The organism is Actinocatenispora comari, from assembly GCF_017312725.1.
Classification (GTDB): Bacteria; Actinomycetota; Actinomycetes; order Mycobacteriales; family Micromonosporaceae; genus Actinocatenispora; species Actinocatenispora comari.
In genome coordinates, this window is record NZ_BOPO01000111.1 from 24,985 (window position 1) to 39,910 (window position 14,926).

Below are 14,926 nucleotides of genomic sequence, written 5' to 3' on the forward strand. Positions count from 1 at the left end.
GCGATGACGGCGGTTGCCCAACCGCGAGCGAGCGCCTGGGGTCGGCTGCGGTACCGGCTGAGCGTGTGGCGACGTGAACCGACCGTGCTGCTCGGTGCGGTCCTGGTGCTGATCCTGCTCTACCTGGTGGTCGCGCCGCTGATCGCGGTGCTCTCCGACGCCGGGCAGGTGCAGTACGGCGACGAGGAGAAGGCCGGCGCCGCAGCCGGCTCGGTGACCAGCTTCTACCTCTGGCGGGTGTTTCGCTCGCCGGTCAGCCAGCTGCTGTTCTGGGAACCGTTGGTACACACCATCACCGTGGCGATCGGCGTGACGCTGGTGGCGTTCGTGGTCGGCGGGTCGATGGCGTGGCTGGTCTCCCGGACCAACGTCGCGTGCCGTGGCTTCCTGTCCACTGCGCTGGTGGTGCCCTACATGCTGCCGTCCTGGACGTTCGCGCTGGCCTGGCTGTCGCTGTTCAAGAACGACCGGGCCGGCGGCCAGATCGGCATCCTGGAGGCGTGGGGCGTGCACACCCCGGACTGGCTGGCCTACGGTGCGGTGCCGATCACCATCTGCCTCGGGCTGCACTACTACCCGTTCGTCTTCCTGCTGTTCGGCAACGCGTTGCGGCGCATCGACTCCCAGCTGGAGGACTCGGCGCGCATCCTCGGCGCCGGCCGGTTCACCGTGCTGCGCCGGGTCACGCTTCCGCTGATGCTGCCGGCGCTGTCCTCGGCGATCCTGCTGGTGTTCGGCCGGATCCTCGGCACCTTCGGCACGCCGTACGTGCTGGGCCTGCCGGTCAACTACACGCTGCTGTCGACCTCGCTGTTCTCGGCGGTCCGCAATCACCAGCAAGGCGTCGCGTCGGTGGTCACCGGCGTGATCGTGCTGATCGGCGTCGCAGTGGTGCTGATCGACACCCGGCTGGTGCGGGAGCAGACCAGGTTCGTCACCGTCGGCGGCAAGGGTGCGATGGACCGGCGCAGCCCGCTCGGCCGGATGCGCTGGCCCGCAACGGGTCTCGGCCTGGGCGTGTTCGTGGTCGCGGTGGTGGTGCCGGTGCTGGTGCTCGCGCTGACCACGGTGACCCGCACCCCCGGGGTCTTCCGCCGCGGCAACTTCACCCTCAAGTACTGGATCGCGGAGCACCTCGACGGTGCGCCCGGGTTCCCGCACGGCGTGCTGCGCGGCGGCGACCTGTACACCGCGGCGTTCAACAGCCTGCGCATCGTCGGCATCGCCGCGCTGGTCTGCGGTGTGCTCGGGCTGCTGGTCGGCTACGTGGTGGTCCGCACCGGTGGCTCCCGGCTGTCCGGTGTGCTGCGCCAGGTGACCTTCCTGCCCTACCTGGTGCCCGGGATCGCCTTCGCGGCGGCGTTCCTGTCGCTGTTCGCGGTGCGCCGCGGCCCGATCCCGGCACTGTACGGGTCGCTCGCGTTGCTGGTGATCGTGCTGATCGTGACCCACCTGCCGTACTCGTCGCGGTCGGGCATCTCGGCGATGATGCAGCTCGGCCGCGAGCCCGAGGAGGCCGCGCAGGTCTGCGGTGCCGGCTGGCTGTACCGGGTGCGCCGGGTCATCCTGCCGATCCAGAAGGGGCCGCTGGTGGCCGGCGTGCTGCTGCCGTTCGTGTCCGGTCTCAAGGAGCTGAGCATCGTCATCATGCTCACCACCACCGGGACCCAGCTGCTCACCACCCTGTCGATCAACCTGGTCGACTTCGCGTACTCGCAGATGGCCAACGCGGTGGTCCTGGTGATCGCGGTCGTCTCGTTCCTCGCGACGTACCTGACCCAGCGACTGAGCCGGACCAGCCTCGCGTCCGGCCTCGGAGGTTGACCCCATGCCCGACATCACGCTGACCGACGTGAGCAAGAGCTACGGCACCGGCCCGGCCGCGGTGACGGACCTGAATTTGACCGTGCCGGACGGCTCGTTCACCTGCCTGCTCGGCCCGTCCGGCTGCGGCAAGACGACCACCCTGCGGATGATCGCCGGGCTCGAACATCCGACCGCCGGAGCCATCTCGGTCGGCGGCCGGGTGCTGGACTCGGTCGAGCGCGGCGTGTTCGTCCCGCCGGAGCGCCGCGAGATGGGCCTGGTGTTCCAGAACTACGCCCTGTGGCCGCACCTGACCGTCGCCCGCAACGTCGAGTTCGGCCTGCGGGTACGCCGGATGCCGGCCCGCAAGCGGGCCGAGCGGGTTCGGCAGGCGCTGACCGCGATGCAGATCGACTGGGCCGCGGACCGCTATCCCGCCCAGCTGTCGGGCGGCCAGCAGCAGCGGGTGTCGCTGGCCCGGATGCTCGCGGTGGACCCGAAGGTGCTGCTGCTCGACGAACCACTGTCCAATCTGGACGCCCAGCTGCGCTTGGAGATGCGGGCCGAGCTGAAGCGGCTGCATGCCGAGACCGGGCAGACCATCGTGTTCGTCACGCACGACCAGCTGGAGGCGATGACGATGGCCACCCACGTCGCGGTGCTGAACAAGGGAGTCCTGCAACAGCTCGCGGCCCCGATGGAGGTGTACCGCCGGCCGGCCAACCGGTTCGTCGGCGGCTTCGTGGGCAGCCCGCCGATGAACCTGATCGAGCTCGGCGACACCCGGTCCGGGACCGAGGTGCGGCGCCAGCTCGACCGGCTGCGACCGGAACTGCTGCCCCGGGTGGCCGCCGTCGGGGTCCGGCCGGAGGCGATCCGGATCGCCGAGTCCGGCCCGGCCGACGACTGGGTCTTCGAGGCCAGCGTCGGTGCGGTGTTGCCGACCGGGTCGAGCTGGACGGTCTCGGTCACCCCGACCAGCGGTACCGACCCGAGCGCCTCCGCACCGGTCGATGGGGGGCCGGAGCTGTACCTGGTGTCCTACCAGGACGTCGCGGCGACCACCGGCGCTCGGGTGCGGTGCCGGGTGAGCGCCGACGACCTGCACCTGTTCGACGACGACGGCGCGCGGATCGCCACCGCGCCGGCCCCGGCGGTGGCGCCGTGAGCGATCTGGTGACGCCGGCCGCGCTGCTGCTGGACTTCGGCGGCGTGCTGGTGCAGACCACCACCCGGCCGGACTGGCGGCTGCGGCTGGCCGAACACGTGCACCGGTTGCTGACCACCGCGGGCGGCACCGAGCTGACCGTCGAGCAGGTGGCCGCGGACATCGGCGCCGGCGCGGCGGCGGACTCGCACTGGAAGGACGCGATGTCGCGGCCGGCGGCCCCGGCGGAGATGACGCAGCGGTTCTTCTGGGCCGAGCTGGTCGCGGCCGACTGGCCGGACGCCGCCCGTACCGTGGTGGCGACCGAGTCCGCGGCGCTGTGCCGGCGGATGGGGGAGCTGCGGCAGGAGCGCGCCAACCGGCCCGGCATCGAGCGGCTGCTCGGCCTCGCCCGCGACCGGTCGATCCCGGTCGCCGTGGTCAGCAACGCGCTGTGCGGCGTGGTGCACCGCGACCACCTGGCCGCGACCGGGCTGGCCGAGCTGATCGCGGTGCAGGTCTACAGCGACGAGATCGGCGTCCGCAAGCCGAACCCGGCGCTGATCGAGCACGCCGCCCGGGCGCTGTCGGTACCCACCGGCGCGGTGTGGTACGTCGGCGACACGTACGACCGCGACGTGGTGTGCGGTCACCGGGCCGGCGCCGGCGCGACGATCCTGATGCGGTCGCGCAGCACCGATTCCTGCCCGTACGAGCCGAGGTTCGCGCCGGACGCCGTGGTCGACGACCCGGACGCGCTCCGTGCGCTGCTGACCGCCACCGATTCCGTCCACTGAGGAGGGTCCGTGCCATCCGAGCCCCGCGCGTTGCTGCTCGACCACGGCGGCGTGATCGCCCGCTCCGTCAAACATCCCGAACGGGTCGCGCAGGTCGCCGCCCGGGTACACAAGCTGCTCGGCACCGCCGGCTGCGCCACGCTGTCGGCCGCGCAGGTCCAGGCCGACATCACCGCCGGCAACGCCGCGTACAAGGCGTGGAAGCAGGGCAGCGTGCGCCGGGCCCGCCCGCGCGAGGTCAGCCACCGCGAACTGTGGTGCGACTTCATCGGTACCGACTGGCCGGAGCCGGCGCGCGCGGTGGTCGCCGCCGAGGCGAGCGTGCTGTGCACCGAGCTGGCCCGCGCCCTGACCGAGAAGTCGCTCGCGGTCGGGATGCGGCAGGTGCTGGCGGAGTGCACCGCCGGTGGCATCCGCGTCGGCGTCGTCAGCAACACCCTGGTCGGTGCGATCAACCGGGGCCTGGAGCGCGACTGGGGCACCGACGTGCACCTGGGCGTGCAGGTCTACTCCGACGAGGTCGGGTATCGCAAGCCGGATCCGGCCCTGATCGAGCAAGCCGCGCGGGCGCTGCGCACCGCGCCGGGGGACTGCTGGTACGTGGGGGACACGTACGACCGGGACGTGGTGTGCGGGCGGCGGGCCGGGGTCGGCGCGACGATCCTGATGCTGCCGCCCGATCGGCGGGACCAGACCGTGACTCCGCAGCCGGACGCCGCGGTGGCCGACGGGCCGGAGCTGCTCGCCCTGCTGCGCTCGGCGGTGCGGCCGTGACCGATCTGCGCGCGCTCTCCGAGCGGTTGACCGACATCGCGGTGGCCGCGGCCGACGCCGCGGCCGACGGAATCCGGGCCGGGTTCCGGTCCACGATGGACGTGGCCTACAAGCGGGATCACCACGATCCGGTGACCGAGCACGACCGCCGCGCCGAGGAACGCATCCGGGAGGTGCTGCTGCGGGCCCTGCCGGACAGCTCGATCGTGGGCGAGGAGGGCGGCACCAGCACCGGCGCGGGCCGGGTGCGCTGGCACGTGGACCCGATCGACGGTACCGCGAACTTCGCCGCCGGCTCCGCCTACTTCTGCACCTCGATCGGTGCCGAGATCGACGGCGAACCGGTCGCCGGCGTGGTGCTGGATCCGATGGCGGGCAACCTGTTCACCGCCCACCTCGGCGGTGCCTTCCGCAACGGCCGGCGGTTGCGCTGCACCGGCCGCTCCGCGGAGCGGCACGGCTACCTCGTCACCTCGTACCCGAGCGTGCGCGACCTCGACGACCAGGGGCCGGATGCGTTGCGGCGGTTCGAGTCGCTGGTCCGTGGTTACGGCACGGTACGCCGGCACGGCGCGGCGGCGCTGTCGCTGGCACACGTCGCGGCCGGCTGGGCCGAGGCCGGCTTCGGTACCGGGGTGCACAGCTGGGACGTGTGCGCCGGCGCGCTGCTGGTGCGGCAGGCCGGCGGGGTGTACCGGTCGTTCACCCCGGGCGACCCCACCGGCACCGACTGGACCGCACCGGGCTACCTCGCGCACGTACCGGAGCTCGCCGCCGACCTGGTGACCGCGACGGTCGACGAGTTGGTCGGTGGGGGCCGCGGGTGATGCGCTGGCGCTGGCTGGTGTCGGACCTGGACGGCACGCTCGTCGACCGCGCGCAGCGGATCGCCGACCGGGACGCCGCCGCGCTCGCGCGGTTCCGGGAGGCCGGCGGCGCGGTGCTGCTCGCCACCGGCCGCAGCGAGGCCTCCGCGCTGCCCTACCACCGCCGGCTCGCGCTGGACACCCCGCTGATCGTCTACAACGGGGCCCGCATCGTCGGCCCGGACGGCACCGTGCTGTACGCGCGAGAGCTGGGTGCGGCCTGGCCGGCGTTGCGCGACGAACTGGTGCCGCGGCTGCCGGTCGGCGTCGGTGCGGTCGGCTTCGCCGGCGGCACCGCACACGTCCTGCGGCCCGGCCCCGGTCTCGCCGAGTACGCCCGGGCGAACGGCATCGCGCTGACCGATGCGTCGCCGCAACCACCGGTGACCAAGCTGATGCTGGTCGCCACCGCGCCCGCCGAGCTGGCCGGGTTGGAGGGGCGGGTGGCCGAGATCGACGGCACCCTCGGGCTGGTTCGGTCCGAGCCGACCTACCTGGAGGTGCTGCCGGCCGGGGTCGACAAGGGCAGCGCGCTGCGCCACCTGGCCGAACGCAGCGGTGTACCGCTGGTGCGGGTCGCGGCGATCGGCGACAATCCGAACGACCTTCCGCTACTGGCCGCCGCCGGTTTCGGGGCCGCGGTCGGCGACGGTGACCCGGTCGCGCGGCGCGCCGCGGACGCCGTCGTGGGACCCTGCGGAACAGCGCTCGCCGACCTGGTCGAACTCCTGCTCGCCGAGCCGTCGGCGGCCGGCGCCCCGCCGGTGGGCGACGCCACGGCTGGCGGCGGGTAGCTGGTGCACGGCGCCACGGCCGGCAGCGGGCGACGGGTCAGCGCCGCCAGGGGAGGCGGCGGCCGGGAAGCAGGTCGACCACGACGACGGTGACGTTGTCGGGTCCGCCGCCGGCCAGCGCCAGCTCGATCAGCCGGTCCGCCGCCCGGCGCGGCGACTGCTCGTCCCGCAGTACCTCGGCGATGTCGTCGGCGCCGGCCGCGTCCGGCAGCCCGTCGCTGCACAGCAGGTACCGGTCGCCCGGCGCCGCGGGCAGCCGGGCGTGCCAGGCCGGTACCGGACGGCCGTCGAGCACCCGGGTGACCACCGAGCGGTGCGGGTGGCGCGGGATGTCCGCCGCGGCCAGGTGGCCGCTGTCCACCAGCTGCTGGACGAACGTGTCGTCGCGGGTGAGCTGGCTCAGCTCGGCGTCGCGCAGCCGGTACGCGCGGGAGTCGCCGACGTGCGCCAGCCGGACCGCGTCGCGCTCCGGCGCCAGCACCGTCAGGGTGGTGGCCATCCCGGCGTACGCCGGTTCGGTGTCCACGGCGGCAGCGAGCCGCCGGCCGGCGTCGGCGACCAGCGCGTCCAGCCGGGGTGCGCGGGTGTCGGCGGCGCGCACCGCCTCGATCGCGAGCGCGCTCGCCACCTCGCCGGCGACCTCGCCGCCCACCCCGTCGGCGATCGCGAACAGCCGGCGCCCGGTGTACGCACAGTCCTCGTTGTGGTCGTACACCAGGCCGATGTGGCTCGCGGTCGCGGAACGCGTGGCAGGTCGCACCACCCCACCCTGCCGACCGCGCCGCCCGGAGTCTGTACGTACTTCTACGTAGTACCGGTGCCGCGGAACCGGCGCAGCAACGCCTCCAGTACCTGCATCTCGGCGGCCAGGGCCCGCCTGCCGGCCGGGGTGATCGACGCCCAGGTGCGCGGCCGGCGCCCCTCGTAGCCCTTGGTGAGCTCGACCAGACCCTGCCCGGCGAGCACGTCGAGGTGCCGGCCGAGGTTCCCGTCGGTCAGCCGCAGCGTGCGCTTCAGGTAGGGGAAGTCGGCGCGCTCCGCCTCGTCGAGCACGGTGAGCAGGGCGAGCCGGGTCTTCTGGTGCACCGCGTCGTCGAGGTCGAGCGCCGGGTGCGGGCCCGGGTCGGTGCTCATCCGGCGGCGAGCTCGCGCCGGCGGGCCAGCGCGGCCCCGCCGATCATGGCCAGACCGAGCAGCCCCTGCCCGACCCACACCAGCCACAGCCAGCCGGCGTCGGCGGTGCCGGCGGCGGCGACCGCGAGCACCGCGGCGGCACCGCCGAGCACGCCGGTGACCGCCGCCCAGCGGCCGAGCTGCGTGTCGTGCCGCCACCAAGCCAGGGCGGCGAGCACCGCGGCCGGCCAGACCAGCGGCGCGAACACTCCGACGAACAGCACCGGCAGCATCAGCAGGACGATCAGCAGCAGCGCGATCAGATACCGGCGGGTGGCGTGGCCGTAGTCGCGGCGGCCGGCGCCGACGCCGTCCCGCCGGGCTCGGTGCCGTGCCGCGAACCACAGGGCGACGAGGCCGACGGCCGTCGCGATCGGCCAGTACGCGAGCAGGGCGACGTGCCGACCGCCGGCCGCGAGCGGCCCCGTCAGCGGCCCGTCGAGCACCGGGTAGAGCAGGATCAGCACGCCGAACACCACCAGTGGTGCGGAGGTGGCGCGTTGGTCGGCGCGCACCCGGGCGCGCAGCCGGTCGAGCTCGGGAACGAGCCGGGCCGGGTCGGTGGTGCTCTCCATGGCTGCACGTCCTCACGTCGAGTTCTCTGCATTGCCGATAACTCTGTAGTGGAGAGTACTCGCCGCGCGCAAGCCTGCGCGAGCCCGGGCACCGCGACCTCCGGGCCGGCCCGGCCGGCCTTCTAGAGTGGACGGGCGGAGGTGGGCGGGTGCTGCCGTTGGTCGGGCGTACGGACGAGATGCGGGCGGTGGCGACCGCCTGGCGTTCGCTACGCACCGAACCGGCCCGATGCCGGATCGTGGTGATCACCGGTGAGATCGGGGTCGGCAAGAGCCGGCTCGCGGCCGAGGCGGTGGCCGCGCTGGCGCCGCCGCCGGCGTCGGTGCTCACCGGCCAGGCCCGCGCCCACCGCCCCGCCCCGTACGACCTGACCGCGTCGGCGCTCAGCGGCCGCGCGGCGGACGAACTCGGCATCTCGGACGACGCGCTCGCCTGGCTGACCCAGCGGGCGGAGCCGGCCACCCGCCGCTTCGCGCCGGAGGCGCTGCTGCGTACCGCGGTCGACGCGATCCGGGCGCTGCACCGCGCCGGCCCCGGCGTGCTGGTGGTGGAGGACCTGCACGACCTCGACCCGGCCAGCCTGGAGGTGGTCAGCGAGCTGGCCGCCGCCCCCGACCTGCCGGTGCTGCTGCTCGTCACCGCCCGCACCGCGCGCGGGCTCGCCGGGCGGGTGCTGACTCGGCTGTGCGGCACCGACCGCACCACCCGGCTGCACCTCGCGCCGCTGACCGTCCCGCAGGTCGCGGCGGCGCTGCCGGACCGGCCCGAGGCCGACCTGGCCGGCGCGGTGTGGCGCCGGACCGGCGGCAACCCGTTCTGGTTGACCGAGCTGGTCGCCACCGCCGACCCGACCGGCCCGCCCGGCGACCAGCTGATGGCGCTCGCCGCCGACCGGGTACCGGCCGGGCTGGCCCGGGTCGCGCAGGCGGCAGCGCTGCTCGGCGAGCCGGTGGCGGCGGCGACGCTGGCCCGGATCGTACCGCCGGCCGACGGCGGCCCGGCCGCGGCTGACACCGCGGTCGACCGGCTGGTGGCAAGCGGCGTGCTGCGTTCCGACGCCGACGGCGGGCTGCGGTTCGCCCAGCCGATCCTGGCCGAGTGCCTGGCCGCCGCGGCGCTGCCGTCGCTGCGCTCGGCGGTCGCCGCCGCCCGGGCGACCGACCTCGACGCGGACGACGACGCGACCCGCCGCTGGGCGTCGCTGACCGCGCGGGAACGCGACGTGGTGCGGCTGCTCGCCGACGGCATGACCAACCGTCAGTTGGCCCGCGCGCTGGACATCTCGGTACGGACCGCCACCGTGCACGTGTCCAACGTGCTGCGCAAGACCGGCGCGGTCTCCCGGACCGAGGTGGCCCTGTTCGCCCTCCGGCACGGTGTCCTGGATGCCACCTGACGCTCGTCACCGCCCGTCCACCGGCCGGCCACCGGCGGGTTGCGATGGTCGTTCAGGTCGATGTGGCAGGGTTGACCAGATGTCGACGAGGACCGACGAGACGCCGATGCACCGGGCCGCTCGGGTGTCGGACTCGATGCGTGCGCTCGCCGAGCGTCGCCTCCGGCAGCGTGGTTGGCGCACGATGATCGTGCCCTACGCCGGCTACGGCGCGCCGGGCTGGGCCCGGGTGATCTGCCGGGTGCTGCTGCGCCCGGACGATCCGCGGCCGCCGAAGCCGCGCACCCGGCGCCGCAAGGTACGCGGCTGGCGCAGCTTCACGTCGATCCCGGCGCAGGGCGTACCGGTGACGATCGTGGCGGGGGAGCGGCGGGTCGAGGCGCTCACCGACCGCGGCGGGTTCGTCGACCTGAGGGTCGAGGCCGAGCTGACCCCCGGCTGGGACCAGGTGCTGCTGGAGAGCGAGGGCACCGCCGCGGTGTCCGCGCCGATCCGGGTCGTCGACCCGGACGTGCGGTTCGGCATCGTGTCCGACGTGGACGACACGGTGATGGTGACCGCGCTGCCCCGGCCGCTGCTCGCCGCCTGGAACACGTTCGTGCTGGACGAGCACGCCCGCGCCTCGGTGCCCGGGATGGCCGTGCTGTACGAGCGGCTCGCCACCGGCCATCCCGGCGCGCCGGTGTTCTACCTGTCCACCGGCGCCTGGAACGTGGCGCCGACCCTGTCCCGGTTCCTGTCCCGGCACCTGTTTCCGGCCGGGCCGCTGCTGCTGACCGACTGGGGCCCGACCACCGACTCGTGGTTTCGCAGCGGTCGCGAGCACAAGCGGGACACGCTGCGCCGGCTGACCACGGAGTTCCCGTCGATCCGCTGGCTGCTGATCGGTGACGACGGCCAGCACGACGAGCAGCTGTACGCGGAGTTCGCCGCCGAGTTCGGTGACCACGTCGCGGCGGTGGCGATCCGGCGGCTGTCGCCGACCCAGTCGCTGCTGGCCCGCGGCCTGCCCGCGCCGCACGGCGCGCCGCACGCCCGGGACCTGACCTGGCTGTCCGCCCCGGACGGCGCCGGCCTGTCCACCCTGCTGCGCGAGGCCGGCCTGCTCCCCGACTGACGGTCCGGCCCGCGTCTCGCGGGGCCGCGGCGGACCTGGCGACGCCACGGGTCGTCCGGCGCCGGTCGCCGGGCTCGCGCCGGTCAGTGCTGGCTCGCGCCGCGGGTGCCGGTCAGTGCCGGCGCGGGTTGGTACGGCGGGTCGCCGCCGCGGTGGTCGGGTCCGCCGGCCACGGGTGCCGGGGATAGCGGCCGCGCAGCTCGGCCCGTACCGCCGGATAGCCGGTGCGCCAGAACGACGCCAGGTCGCTCGTCACGGCGGCGGGGCGGCCGGCGGGTGACAGCAGGTGCAGCGTCAGCGGTACCCGACCGGCGGCGATGCGCGGGGTCTGCGCGGCACCGAACATCTCCTGTACCTTCACCGCGAGTACCGGTGCGGACGGGTCGGTGTAGTCGACCCGGACCGCCGAGCCGCTGGGCACCGTGACCCGCTCCGGCGCGAGCCGGTCCAGCTCGGCCGACTGCCGCCAGTCGAGCAGCCGGCGCAGCGCGGCACCGGCGTCGATCCGGGCCAGGTCGGCCCGGCGGCGGGCCCGGGCCAGTTCGGGGCCCAGCCAGGTGTCCGGGTCGGCGACCAGGCCGGCGTCCGAGACGTCCGGCCACGGCGCACCGAACACGGTGCGGCAGAATGCGATCCGGGCCCGCAGCGCGGTGCCGCCCGGGCCGAACCGGAGCAGCTGCGGCCCCTCGCTGCGCAGGCCGGTGCGCAGCGCGTCGTGCACGGCGGTGGCGTCCGGGTGCCGGATCGGCCGCACCGACAGCGGGATCGCGCCGAGCCGGTCGGTCCGCTCGGCCCGCACGTCCCCGTCGTACCACCCGATCCGCTGCTCGGTGTGCCGCAGCGCGGCGCCGAGCTCGGCCGCGGTGTCCGGCTCGATCGCCGCCGCCAGGCGGATCCGGGCGGCGGCCCGACCGACCGGGCGGTCCGCGACGGCGATCGCCAGCCATCCGGCGCCGTGCAACGCCGAGCCGGGCGACAGCTGCGCCTCGGTACCGCCGGCCATCAGGTAGCTGTCCGCCTCGCCGTCGCGCCGCCGGGCGATCCGTTCCGGGAACGCCAGTGCCGCAACGACGGCAGCCGCGGCCTCGGCGGGGACGCCGGCGTCCGGGTGGCTCGGCGCGGACCGCTGCAACCGGTGCGCCTCGGCCCGCCAGCCGGCCGCGCGCCGGTCCCGCTCGACCGCCCGGCGGGCGGCGGCCAGGTCGTCGGTACCGGCGGTGTCGGGCTCGGCGAGCAACGCGACCAGCTCCGCGGTACGCCGGCTGCCCAGCCGCGGCGCGCCGTCGAGCAGCGCCCGGGCCAGCCGCGGATGGGTACCGGCGGCGGCGAGGGCGCGGCCCCGGTCGGTCACCCGGCCCCGCCGGTCGACCGCACCGAGCGCGGTGAGCGTCTCGGTGGCCACCGCCATCGCACCGGCCGGCGGCGGTTCGGGCAGCGCCAGCCCGGTCCCGTCCGGCCGGCCCCAGCAGGCCAGGTCCAGCGCGAACGAGGTGAGGTCTGCGACGGCGATCTCCGGTTCCGGCCGGGCCGGCAGCCGCTCGTGCTGCGCCTGCGACCAGCACCGGTAGACGGTGCCGGGGCCCTGGCGGCCGGCCCGGCCGGCGCGCTGCTCGGCGGCGGCGCGCGACACCGGTACGGTCGCGAGCGAGCCGAGGCCGCGGGCCAGGTCGACCCGGGGCACCCGGGCCAGCCCGGCGTCGACCACCACCCGCACGCCGGGCACGGTCAGGCTGCTCTCCGCGACGGAGGTGGCCAGCACCACCTGGCGGCCAGATCCGCCGCGCAGCACCGCATCCTGCGCGGCCGCCGGCAGCCGTCCGTGCAGCTCGGCCACCTCGGCATCCACAGTGGACAGTGCGGAGTGGACGGTACGGATCTCTCCGGTGCCGGGCAGGAACACCAGCACGTCCCCGTCGGTCTCGGCGAGCGCCCGGCGCACCGTGGCCGCCACGTGGGCGAGCAGTGTCGGGTCGACCCGCAGCCCGAGCGGTGGCCGTACCGGCGCCGGCGGCGGGCACCACGCCGGCGTCACCGGATGCAGCGCGGCCGACGCGGTCACCACCGGCGCGGACAGCGCCGCCGTCAGCGCCGGTACGTCGGCGGTGGCCGAGGTGGCGAGCAGCCACAGGTCCTCGCGCAGCACGGCCCGCACGTCGCTGGTGAACGCCAGCGCCAGGTCCGAGTCGATCGCCCGCTCGTGGCACTCGTCCAGCACCACCGCGGCGACGCCGGGCAGCTCCTCGTCGGCCAGCAGGCGGCGTACCAGCAGGCCGGTGGTGACCACCTCGACCCTGGTCCGGGCCGAGACCCGGCGCTCGCCGCGCACCGCGTAGCCGACCCGCTCGCCGACCGGCTCGCCCAGCAGGTCGGCCATCCGCCGTGCCGCGGCGCGGGTGGCCACCCGGCGCGGTTCGGCCACCACGACCCGCCCGTCGACCGCGTCGGCCAGCGCCAGCGGCGCCAGCGTGGTCTTGCCGGTACCGGGCGGCGCCACCAGCACCGCGCTGCCGGCCGCGCGCAGCGTGCCGGTCAGCTCGCCCAGCACCGACCGGATCGGCAGGTCGGGCTCGGCGGGCAGCATCCGGCCAGTCTGCCGTACCGGTCGCCGGGCGGGCCCGGTCGGGGGACGGCGCGACGTTTGGTCCCGGCGCCGCCGGGAACCATCAGGGTATGGGGCGGCCACGGGGCGATCTGCCGTTCGGGCCGCCGGCACACAGTGCGTTGAACCTGCGCCTGGCGTTGGCGTTGTTCGGGTTCGTGGTCGCCGGCGGTGCGGCGGTCGCCGCCTTCCTGCTGGGCCGGGTCCTGCCGGGCGTGGTGCTCGCCGCGGTCGCGGCCGTCGCGCTGGCCAACGCCGGCTGGGTGCAGCACCGCCGCCGTCAGCGCAGCCGGGCCGAGCACGGCAAGCGCCACTCGCTCTTCGAGTAGTGGGGAAGGCGCGCCGGGAGTAGTGGGAAGGCGCGGCGGCGCCGGGTCAGGCGAGCGGGACGTGCGCGCCGAGCGCGTTCACCGCGGCGCCGATCCGGTCGTACTCGCGCTGGTAGACCGACCGCTGCGCGGCCGACGGCTGCCCGGCCAGCGCCGTGGACAGGGTGACCAGCCGGATCTTCGGCGCGATGTCCACCCAGGTCGGCACCGCGTCGACGTGGCTGACCCGCCAGCGCCCGCCGGCCGACTCGGTGAACGTCAACCGCGGCATCACGCCCTCCCGGCTCGCGGCGACCGGGTCCTCATGCCGGGCGATCTCGTTGCCCATCCCGTACACCACCCACTTGCCGCCGATGCGCTGGAACGGTTGCACCACATGGGCGTGGCAGCCGAGGATCGCGTCGACGTCCGGCGAGCCGAGCAGGGTGCGTGCCTGCGCGCGCTGCTCGTCGGTCGGCTGCTGCTGGTACTCGGTGCCCCAGTGCAGCGAGAGCAGCACGATGTCGGCGCCGGCGGCGCGGGCGGCGTGCGCGGCGGTCAGGATCCGGTGCACGTCGGTGACGTTCACCAGCCAGGACTCGCCCGCCGGCAGCGACAGCCCGCTGTTGAGCCCGAAGGTGTACGACAGGTCCGCGATGCGCACCCCGTGCACGTCGATCAGGTCGGTGCGGGCCGCCTCCCGGGCGCTGCGCGCGGTACCGGCGTGGTGCAGGTGCGCGGCGTCCAGCGCGTCCAGGGTGTCCCGCACCCCGGCGCTGCCCTGGTCGTACGAGTGGTTCGAGGCGGTGGAGCAGTCGTCGAACCCGGTGGCCCGCACCGCATCGAGCACCTGCGGCGGGGCGGCGAACCGGGGCCAGCCGCGCGGTGCGTCGCCGGGCCCGGCGAGCGGCGTCTCCAGGTGACAGACGGCGAGATCGGCGCCGGACACGGCCGGGCGTACCCCGGCGAAGATGTCACGGAAGTCCATTCGGCCGTGCCCGTCCGCGCGGGCCTGCTGCCACACCGGCGGGTGGACCAGCACGTCACCGGCGCCCAGCACGGTGACCCGGCGCGGGCCCGAGGGCGAGGGCTGCGCGGCGGAGCGGGCCGGTGAGGAGGCGGCGGGGGAGACCGTCCGCGGCCCGTCCGCCGCGCAACCCGCGGCGGCGATGAGTACCGCCGCCGCAGCAGCGACGATCGTGCAGCTGCGCTGCCAGGTCGGACGCACCCGGGTGGCCCCGGTCGGGACCGCACTCCGCAGGGCGACAGTTCCGGCGCGTCGCGACATCGGCCAACCGTACCGACAGCTTTGCCGCGCCGCGGCGATTCGGTGATTTTCCCCGCAGCCGGATCCTGGGAAGCGCGGCCACGCCGCGCGGCCCGCTGGGTAGGGTCGCCGCAGACATCGACGTCTGGAGGCAAACGGGGCGGGCACGTCGAGCGCCCCGACACCGACCGCAGGCAGTGGGCGGTCCGAGTGGAGCCGATCGCCGGTTCCCGTCCGGGCCGCCCGGGACTCGGCGTCGACGGGGGTCGCGGCACCTCCCGGTACGCCGGCGAAAGGCGCGACGAG

14 protein-coding genes are annotated in these 14,926 nt (G+C 75.3%); 9 read left to right on the forward strand and 5 right to left on the reverse strand.

The features are described 5' to 3' along the window. Window positions 1-3 precede the first annotated feature (3 nt). Genes NUM_RS26425 through NUM_RS26450 form a run of 6 tightly spaced genes read left to right on the forward strand, consistent with a single transcriptional unit; the run spans window position 4 to window position 6,184 of the window. Window positions 4-1,824, forward strand: coding sequence for an ABC transporter permease (locus NUM_RS26425; protein ID WP_207127640.1), 1,821 nt, complete (start codon window positions 4-6; stop codon window positions 1,822-1,824). A gap of 4 nt (window positions 1,825-1,828) precedes the next feature. Continuing rightward, a complete protein-coding gene (locus NUM_RS26430; RefSeq protein WP_207127641.1) occupies window positions 1,829-2,974 on the forward strand; it encodes an ABC transporter ATP-binding protein in 1,146 nt (381 codons plus the stop codon). Next, on the forward strand, window positions 2,971-3,750 hold the full coding sequence (locus NUM_RS26435) for an HAD family hydrolase (protein ID WP_207127642.1): 780 nt from the start codon (window positions 2,971-2,973) through the stop codon (window positions 3,748-3,750). Before NUM_RS26430 ends, NUM_RS26435 begins: the two co-directional genes overlap by 4 nt. 9 nt (window positions 3,751-3,759) lie before the next feature. Beyond that, the gene (locus tag NUM_RS26440) at window positions 3,760-4,524 is read left to right on the forward strand and encodes an HAD family hydrolase (RefSeq protein WP_207127643.1); all 765 of its coding nucleotides are present in this window, start codon (window positions 3,760-3,762) and stop codon (window positions 4,522-4,524) included. Continuing rightward, a complete protein-coding gene (locus NUM_RS26445) occupies window positions 4,521-5,351 on the forward strand; it encodes an inositol monophosphatase family protein (protein WP_207127644.1) in 831 nt (276 codons plus the stop codon). Before NUM_RS26440 ends, NUM_RS26445 begins: the two co-directional genes overlap by 4 nt. Further along, window positions 5,351-6,184: an HAD family hydrolase gene (locus tag NUM_RS26450; RefSeq protein ID WP_225918876.1), complete on the forward strand. Its 834-nt coding sequence runs from the start codon at window positions 5,351-5,353 to the stop codon at window positions 6,182-6,184. Before NUM_RS26445 ends, NUM_RS26450 begins: the two co-directional genes overlap by 1 nt. A gap of 37 nt (window positions 6,185-6,221) precedes the next feature. Here the strand turns inward: NUM_RS26450 and NUM_RS26455 are convergent, their stop codons facing one another. From NUM_RS26455 to NUM_RS26465, 3 genes are read right to left on the reverse strand one after another with little or no spacing between them, the layout of a single operon-like run. Beyond that, window positions 6,222-6,944 carry a PP2C family protein-serine/threonine phosphatase gene (locus NUM_RS26455; RefSeq protein ID WP_207127646.1) on the reverse strand — a complete coding sequence of 241 codons (723 nt, stop codon included), beginning with the start codon at window positions 6,942-6,944 and terminating at the stop codon, window positions 6,222-6,224. Window positions 6,945-6,988: 44 nt separating this feature from the next. Then, window positions 6,989-7,318, reverse strand: a complete 330-nt coding sequence (locus tag NUM_RS26460) for a transcriptional regulator (protein ID WP_207127647.1) — start codon at window positions 7,316-7,318, stop codon at window positions 6,989-6,991. Continuing rightward, window positions 7,315-7,932, reverse strand: a complete 618-nt coding sequence (locus NUM_RS26465) for a hypothetical protein (RefSeq protein WP_207127648.1) — start codon at window positions 7,930-7,932, stop codon at window positions 7,315-7,317. The genes NUM_RS26460 and NUM_RS26465 overlap by 4 nt, the downstream gene beginning before the upstream one ends. A gap of 149 nt (window positions 7,933-8,081) precedes the next feature. On the opposite strand from NUM_RS26465, the gene NUM_RS26470 reads away from it, so the two are divergent. Further along, a complete protein-coding gene (locus NUM_RS26470) occupies window positions 8,082-9,329 on the forward strand; it encodes a helix-turn-helix transcriptional regulator (RefSeq protein ID WP_207127649.1) in 1,248 nt (415 codons plus the stop codon). 79 nt (window positions 9,330-9,408) lie between these two features. Continuing rightward, window positions 9,409-10,446, forward strand: coding sequence for an App1 family protein (locus NUM_RS26475; RefSeq protein ID WP_207127650.1), 1,038 nt, complete (start codon window positions 9,409-9,411; stop codon window positions 10,444-10,446). Between the two features lie 112 nt (window positions 10,447-10,558). Here the strand turns inward: NUM_RS26475 and hrpB are convergent, their stop codons facing one another. Further along, window positions 10,559-13,027, reverse strand: coding sequence for an ATP-dependent helicase HrpB (gene hrpB, locus NUM_RS26480; protein WP_207127651.1), 2,469 nt, complete (start codon window positions 13,025-13,027; stop codon window positions 10,559-10,561). Window positions 13,028-13,116: 89 nt separating this feature from the next. Between hrpB and NUM_RS26485 the strand changes: the two genes are divergently transcribed. Next, the gene (locus tag NUM_RS26485) at window positions 13,117-13,374 is read left to right on the forward strand and encodes a DUF6343 family protein (RefSeq protein WP_207127652.1); all 258 of its coding nucleotides are present in this window, start codon (window positions 13,117-13,119) and stop codon (window positions 13,372-13,374) included. Between the two features lie 46 nt (window positions 13,375-13,420). Here NUM_RS26485 and NUM_RS26490 read toward each other — a convergent pair whose 3' ends face one another. After that, complete coding sequence (locus NUM_RS26490) at window positions 13,421-14,641, reverse strand: CapA family protein (protein ID WP_207127653.1); 1,221 nt, start codon at window positions 14,639-14,641, stop codon at window positions 13,421-13,423. Window positions 14,642-14,926 lie beyond the last annotated feature (285 nt).